This window comes from Paraburkholderia sp. RL18-085-BIA-A (assembly GCF_046027075.1).
Classification (GTDB): domain Bacteria; phylum Pseudomonadota; class Gammaproteobacteria; order Burkholderiales; family Burkholderiaceae; genus Paraburkholderia.
The window spans coordinates 1-3,576 of sequence record NZ_JARESU010000311.1 but is presented as its reverse complement, the minus strand read 5'-3'; the positions used below and the strand labels follow the sequence as shown (position 1 = coordinate 3,576).

The following is a 3,576-nucleotide window of genomic DNA, read 5'->3' as shown; positions in this document are numbered from 1 at the left end:
ATCGAAGTCATTCACATGATCAAGAAAGGGCAGATGAAGGATTTTGGCAAAGTCCCACTGTTCGCCGCGCAGCAGTTCTACTCGCTCGTTTCATAAGCAATACATAGCAATCGAGTTTGCTCGTCCATCCTGCCTTACTGCGACAAAACCCCCTTTCGCGCGGTAAGTCCTACCATGCTAGGACAGCGTGGCGAATACGCCTTACTGGCTCACGCCGCCGTGGGCGACTTGAACTGCAGCGTCGCGCTTCTTTTTGGCTTCCGCTTTTTTGTGGTCATAGACTTTTTTTGCAGCCGCGACTTCCCTATTGTATTCGCGATCCGCCACAGCAACCTGCTGGTGCATTCTCACGATCTCATCCGGATGTTCGGCGGCTGTCGATGGGCTCGCTCCGGGATTGCCTTGCGCCCAGACGCATGAAGACGATATCAGTGCGAGGGAGGCGGTCACGGCGGCAGTCGTAAATTTCATGGTGAACTCCCGATGTTGCGCTATTTCGTTGAGGTATGCCGGTGGAGAGCCGGCGAGCTTCAAGCCTATACATTTTAGAAAAGATGTTGTATGAGACTTTGGTCCAATGACTGCTCGCGAGCGTTCATAAGTGTCTGATATCCGTTCACTTCGGGGGATCGCGCGATTTCCGCGCTTTTCCCCCCATCGCAACCTGCACTGAACTGTGTTCGAGACCGTCGCTGTTGGCGGAACTTGGCTGAAGGTTTCCCCTGGCATAAGCCATGCTGCGGTATTGGGCGAATCGGGAGGTGCACCATGTGTTACGGAAAACCTGACGAAGCGCTCGCGCTTCTGCTGGACTCCGGATGGTTAGAGCCGAACGCGCTTGGCCGCATGGCGCTCGACGACTTTGAGCATTTCTGCGCCACCCCGACATAAGCGGCCATGGACATTTACCCCAGACTCACCACCCTATGGACAAGCCATGGGGTGGTGAAGGTCATCTCTGTAAAAGACGAGTAGCGGAGGGCCCGTCGGGTCCGACCCAGCCGGAGGCAAAATGCCTCGACCGTTTCGCGATCGGACCTTGGACGATTGGCGAGATCTAGGTGGCAGGAGCGGCGCGGACAGCATGCAGCGAGGTACGATGAAGCCGAAGACGTTCGTGGAGCAGGCCGAGCGGGACGCAAAGATCAATGATGCAATTCACTATGCCCGCTATGCCCTCGCCCGGTATCACTCGTTGCCGGTGACAATGGAGGGTGAGCAGTTCGACATGGACTTCTCGCAGGAGATCGAAAAGTTGACCGAGGCCTTGGAATTGTTGGGCATTGACACATCGAAAGGGCTTATCGCACCGCCCTTCCGGGAAGACAGCTAAGCGTGCCCGCATGTCCGGTTAGGGGCAAGTCCCTTTCGCGCACGCCGGGGCGCTCGCGTGCGGCAGCTACGGCCCAGCTTGAGGCAATCGTCATCCGGCTCTGTGCGGCCATCTTCAGACATTAGACTTGGGCCGCTGAATGACCGCTCCCGGGCGGCTTTCTGACCATCGATTCCCCTGTGATGCTGGCAGTCGAGGCGGCGCGCCGGGACCCGGCTTATTACGTCTTGTCCGTGGCGTCGACTGCGCTCATCAAGATGACCCGTACGTGCCTTAGCTCGGCAAGAAGAAAAAGGTGAGAGCCAAGGCGAAATACACGACCAGCAGCTGTGCGCCCTTGAACCAATCGGAGCGACCATCGCCTGATATTTGCGCCGTGACCAGCACGGACAGGACGACGGTCAAGATAAGGCCAGGACGAAAGGCCAGATCCATTGGGGCCGGGCCGAGAAAATGGCTCGCGATGATGAGGACGGGCGCCACGAAAAGTGCGACCTGTATGCTCGATCCGGCTGCAATGGAAAACGACAGGTCCAGGCGATTGTTCAATGCCGCGGTGATCGCCGTCGCATGCTCGGCTGCGTTGCCCAGTATCGCGACCACGAAGGCGCCGACGAAGACGTCGCTCAAGCCGAACTCGTGCACCATGGGTTCGATTGAGCCCACCATGATTTCGCTCATCCACGCGGTCCCGACCGTGGCTGCGGTCAGTATCGCCACCGCGCGGCTGACCGAGTGGGACGCCTTCTCCTCGCCCTTTTCGGGCAGGCCGTCCTCGGCGGTGTCGGAACTCCGGAACTGCCCGGGATGGGTGATGAGCGAGAACACCAGGTACAGCACGTAGAGGAGAAGGAGCACGACGCAAAATGAGACGCTGAGCCGGTGAAGCATCCCCGAGGTCGTGCCCGCTGCCGCCTGGAAGGCGGCGGGAAGAACAAGCGCGACGGCCGCGAGCATGAGCATCGTCGCTTGCGAGCGCGCGCCGAGTGGATTGAAATGCTGCTCGGGATAGCGTATCCCTCCGGCCAGCATCGCAGCGCCGAGCACCAGCAGGATGTTCCCGACCACGGAACCGATGATGGATGCTTCCACGACCTGATGGAGCCCGGCATGCAATGCGACGAACGCAATGATCAGCTCGGCGGCGTTGCCAAAGGTCGCATTGAGAAGTCCCCCGATGCCTTCGCCCATGCGATCCGCCAGTTGCTCGGTGGCTTGGCCCATCCATCCGGCAAGGGGTAGGATGGCCAGGGAGGAGGTGATGAAAACGAGAACGTACTGATGGGCGGCGAGGAATTCCAGCGCAATCGCTATCGGAACAAAGATAAGAAGCACATTCATCCACATGTGTCCCTCCGGCCTCTCCTGTGTGCGCGGTCAACGTGCCTCAGCGCCTCGAAACATTCGGTACGCGCTCGGCCTCTCGCCGAACGTCGTGCTTCGTGCCGGACGTGCCCGATTGCCCGGTTCATGAGCTGACGGATTTCCCCTCGACACTGTTGTAGAAGCCACCCGATTTGTGCGAACGAGCGGAGCTTTCGCAAGGAAATAGCGTGAAAGCCTTGCCTTTCATCCCACTCTGAAATTCTTTCAACGCGGCCAAGCTGACCGTTTGCGCAAGAGATGCTTGCACGATTTTTTCAGGAAAGTAATCCGACCTTGGTCGTATGAAACGAACGGCTTCGATTGCGTCAGGCATTGGACGACGTGCCCGTGCGGCCGCCGATGAATATTTCGTAGCACGCAGGGACCTTCGCTTGCGCGGAGCCGCTCAGACGATCCGTCTGCTTCTTTTCTCGATTGACTACAGGACCAGCCTCCTGGCGGCCGCTTTTGAGCGTCGTGATGACATTCAAAAAACAAACTGAAGGGCGGAATTGGGTGTGCGCCGTGAAAAGGCGGCGCTTTCCAGCGGGTGTAAGTCCCGCCCGGCAACCGACAAGTGCCTTCTGAGCCTCAACAGCGCTGTATCCACACACACGCCACGTCTGAAGATCCGCGCGGCCATTGATATTCGTCCTATGGCATGACGTTTTTCGCCAAGGTTATGCACCGGGAAAGTGGATGAGCCTGTGGATAACCGCCGGCGAATCCCACGCAAGCCCATGATCTTACGGGCTTTCGCTGCGTCGCATCACGGGAAGGCACGCCGGACAAGGCGTCGGCGCACTCGAGCCGCGTAGGCGCACGTGTTGCTTGGTCTGGTCGACAGGCAGGGCAGGGCGGCGCAGCGACACCACGAC

At 58.9% G+C, this 3,576-nt stretch carries 4 protein-coding genes and 1 pseudogene; 3 read left to right on the top strand and 2 right to left on the bottom strand.

From position 1 onward, the window contains the following. A pseudogene (locus P0D89_RS51610) lies at nt 1-96 on the top strand (IS6 family transposase); the annotation flags it as partial. A 105-nt stretch (nt 97-201) separates the two neighbouring features. On the opposite strand, the gene P0D89_RS51605 reads toward P0D89_RS51610, so the two are convergent. Further along, complete coding sequence (locus tag P0D89_RS51605; RefSeq protein WP_408379411.1) at nt 202-471, bottom strand: hypothetical protein; 270 nt, start codon at nt 469-471, stop codon at nt 202-204. Between the two features lie 297 nt (nt 472-768). Here P0D89_RS51605 and P0D89_RS51600 point away from each other — a divergent pair, with 297 nt between their 5' ends. Then, nucleotides 769-891 carry a hypothetical protein gene (locus P0D89_RS51600; protein ID WP_408379408.1) on the top strand — a complete coding sequence of 41 codons (123 nt, stop codon included), beginning with the start codon at nt 769-771 and terminating at the stop codon, nt 889-891. 208 nt (nt 892-1,099) lie between these two features. After that, the gene (locus tag P0D89_RS51595) at nt 1,100-1,333 is read left to right on the top strand and encodes a hypothetical protein (protein WP_408371490.1); all 234 of its coding nucleotides are present in this window, start codon (nt 1,100-1,102) and stop codon (nt 1,331-1,333) included. A 273-nt stretch (nt 1,334-1,606) separates the two neighbouring features. Here the strand turns inward: P0D89_RS51595 and cax are convergent, their stop codons facing one another. Continuing rightward, the gene (gene cax / locus P0D89_RS51590; RefSeq protein ID WP_408371002.1) at nt 1,607-2,680 is read right to left on the bottom strand and encodes a calcium/proton exchanger; all 1,074 of its coding nucleotides are present in this window, start codon (nt 2,678-2,680) and stop codon (nt 1,607-1,609) included. Nucleotides 2,681-3,576 lie beyond the last annotated feature (896 nt).

Excerpts from the sequence above, each read along its gene's own strand:
- P0D89_RS51600 (WP_408379408.1), top strand. The coding sequence starts at position 769 with ATGTGTTACGGAAAACCTGACGAAGCGCTCGCGCTTCTGCTGGACTCC.
- cax (WP_408371002.1), bottom strand. The coding sequence starts at position 2,680 with ATGTGGATGAATGTGCTTCTTATCTTTGTTCCGATAGCGATTGCGCTG.
- P0D89_RS51595 (WP_408371490.1), top strand. The coding sequence starts at position 1,100 with ATGAAGCCGAAGACGTTCGTGGAGCAGGCCGAGCGGGACGCAAAGATC.
- P0D89_RS51605 (WP_408379411.1), bottom strand. The coding sequence starts at position 471 with ATGAAATTTACGACTGCCGCCGTGACCGCCTCCCTCGCACTGATATCG.